The 2,561-nt window shown below is 58.0% G+C and carries 2 protein-coding genes and 1 pseudogene; all 3 read left to right on the top strand.

Features of this window, described 5'->3' with window-relative positions; all coding sequences use genetic code 11:
- Nucleotides 1-513, top strand: a pseudogene (locus KEM39_RS11060) (hypothetical protein); the annotation flags it as partial.
- Complete coding sequence (locus tag KEM39_RS11055) at nucleotides 510-1,142, top strand: DUF2612 domain-containing protein (RefSeq protein WP_211710044.1); 633 nt, start codon at nucleotides 510-512, stop codon at nucleotides 1,140-1,142. The pseudogene KEM39_RS11060 and the gene KEM39_RS11055, both read left to right, overlap by 4 nt.
- 3 nt (nucleotides 1,143-1,145) lie before the next feature.
- Nucleotides 1,146-2,432 (top strand): phage tail protein, encoded by a 1,287-nt coding sequence (locus KEM39_RS11050; RefSeq protein WP_211710043.1) that lies wholly within the window; start codon nucleotides 1,146-1,148, stop codon nucleotides 2,430-2,432.
- Nucleotides 2,433-2,561 lie beyond the last annotated feature (129 nt).

Genomic DNA, 2,561 nt, shown 5'->3' with positions numbered 1-2,561 from the left:
GTCATCGACAACCCGAAAGGACAAAGCGTGCAGGCGGGCGCAACCCATTACACGCTCAAGCCGCACAGCATTTATGTGGCGGCGGTGGGCGGGGATGATACGGCGGTTGCCGAAACCATATTACGCTACGCAGGAAGCGGCTGCGACTTCAACGGCAACACCGAAATCACGGTGTACGACCACGGTTACAGCGACCCGAAGCCCGCCTATCAGGTCGCCTTTATGCGCCCTGCCGAACTGCCGGTGTATTTCCGCATCAAAATCGAGCGCGGCGCGTTTCTCGGTGCGGATGCCGCCATTAAGCAGGCCGTTGCCGATGCATTCAAAGGGCGCATCGGCGCAAATCTTTATGCCATCCGCTATGTCGCCCCCGTGGTGCAGGCCGTGCCGAATGTGCATGTGTTAGACGTGGAAATCGGTTTGTCTGCGGGCGGTATGGGCAATTCCGTGTCGGTCGGCATCGACCAAACGCCTGTTGTCCGTGCCGAAAACATCGAGGTGGTAAGCGTATGATAGACGTTAAGGAAACCGTTATCAGCCAATACGCCAACAGCTCCGTTATCTGCCGCCTGATACGCCGGTTTGACGAATGCATCGACCCGCGCGCCGACAGGCGGCGGTTTTACGATACCGTGTGGAACGTTTCTACCGCGCAGGGCTTCGGGCTGGATATTTGGGGCGCGATTGTCGGCATCGGGCGGGAAGTGATGATCGCCGCACAAGACGAATACATCGGCTTTACGCAGGGCTTTACCCCGTTTGGCAACGGCGTATGGAGCAGCGGCGAAGGCTTGGAGCGGCAATACCGCTTGGACGACGATGCCTACCGCCGCGTGATTATGCTCAAAGCGATGAGCAACATCATCTATGCAACCGCCCCGCATATCAACCGCCTCCTGCACGAGATGTTCGGCACGCGCGGACGAGCGTATTTTGTGAAAAACGGCACGATGGCGGCGCGTTATGTGTTCGAGTTTTATTTGTTGCCCGTCGAACGCGCCATCATCCGGCAAAGCGACTTGTTGCCGCGTCCAAGCGGCGTATTACTGGATTTTTACGAGCCGGAGGAAGATAAAACCTTCGGCTACATCGAAGCCAACCTGGCACCCTTCGGCGAGGGTGCTTTTTTTATGGGAGTTTGAACCATGCCGCAACCGAAACTATTAACCAAAGCCTGGGCTTCAGACGGTCTGAAAAACAATATCCCAGCCGAACGCAACGGCGGATTGGCGCAGGAAGCCGCCACCTATGCCGAGGGTTTCCCCAGCATCACCATGACCCCGATTTCCGTCGGCGGCAAACCGCCCAGCGGCAAAGATATGAACGGCGTGCTGTATGAAATCAGCGCGCACACCGTTTGGCAAAACCAAGGCGGGCGTTACCGCTTCGACCAAGCCTTTTGCGACGCCATCGGCGGCTACCCCAAAGGTGCGGTGCTTATCAGCGATACGCTGGACACCGAATACATCAGCCTGGCAGATGCCAACACCCACAATCCGAACAGCGGCAACAACACGGGGAAATGGGCAATACACGCAGGCAAAGGGCTGAAAGCCAGCACCGCGCAGGCGGGTTCTACGCAACTTTCATCCGCCACCGACAGCGAGAGCGAAGAGCAGGCGGCTACACCGAAGGCGGTGAAGGAGGCTTACGACAAAGCCGTCGCCGCTAAAGAAGCAGCAGACGGAGCCGTCAAAACCACCGGCAACCAAGAAATTGCTGGCGACAAAACCTTTACCGGCCTCACCACCCTGAAAAAAGGCGCGATTGTGACCGACAGCGTGGGCGACTTTAATGCCAACCAATACTTGCAAATCGGCGCAAACAACGTAAACGCTTATTTTTACAACAAGCGCAGCGGAAAATACCTGTCCATGCGCAATGACGGCGAGCTGCGCTATGACGGCAAACGCCTGCTCAATGTCGACGACCTCGCCGGCATGATACCCAGCGGTGCCGTGATGTACTTCGCCGGGCAGACCGCCCCGACCGGCTGGCTCAAAGCCAACGGCGCGGCCGTATCGCGCACCCTCTACGCCGCACTTTTCCAATCCATCGGTACCACCTACGGCGCAGGCGACGGACGCACCACCTTCAATCTGCCCGACCTGCGCGGCGAATTTATACGCGGCTGGGACGACGGCCGCGGCATCGACAGCAGGCGGGCACTGGGCAGCGGGCAAAGCGACGCCATTCGTAATATCACGGGCAAATTAGACAGCGGCCAAAACGGCGCACTGCAACTGTTCGACTACATCGAGACGACGGGCGCGTTTGGCGTGGAAAAATCATGGAAACAGTGGACAGCCGAAAGCAACAGCGGAAATGACAATATTCCGCGCGCCATCACATTCGACGCCTCCCGCGTTGTTCCCACGGCCAACGAAAACCGCCCACGCAACATCGCATTGTTGGCCTGTATCAAAATTTAAGGCCGCCTGAAAGGATAAATCATGAGCGAAAACCAATACCCTCCAACCAAGCCCGTCTGCCAGTTGGATGCCGACAACCTCTACCTGCACCAAACCGTGGCCGACCTCGACCCGCTGGCCGCAGACGGC

The sequence above is a fragment of the Neisseria sp. Marseille-Q1983 genome, assembly GCF_018224585.1.
In the GTDB taxonomy this organism is placed as follows: domain Bacteria; phylum Pseudomonadota; class Gammaproteobacteria; order Burkholderiales; family Neisseriaceae; genus Neisseria; species Neisseria polysaccharea.
This window is presented reverse-complemented; position numbering and strand designations above follow the sequence as displayed.

What these genes read in the sequence shown, in the direction of transcription:
- KEM39_RS11055 (WP_211710044.1), top strand. Translation starts at nt 510, where the DNA reads ATGATAGACGTTAAGGAAACCGTTATCAGCCAATACGCCAACAGCTCC.
- KEM39_RS11050 (WP_211710043.1), top strand. Translation starts at nt 1,146, where the DNA reads ATGCCGCAACCGAAACTATTAACCAAAGCCTGGGCTTCAGACGGTCTG.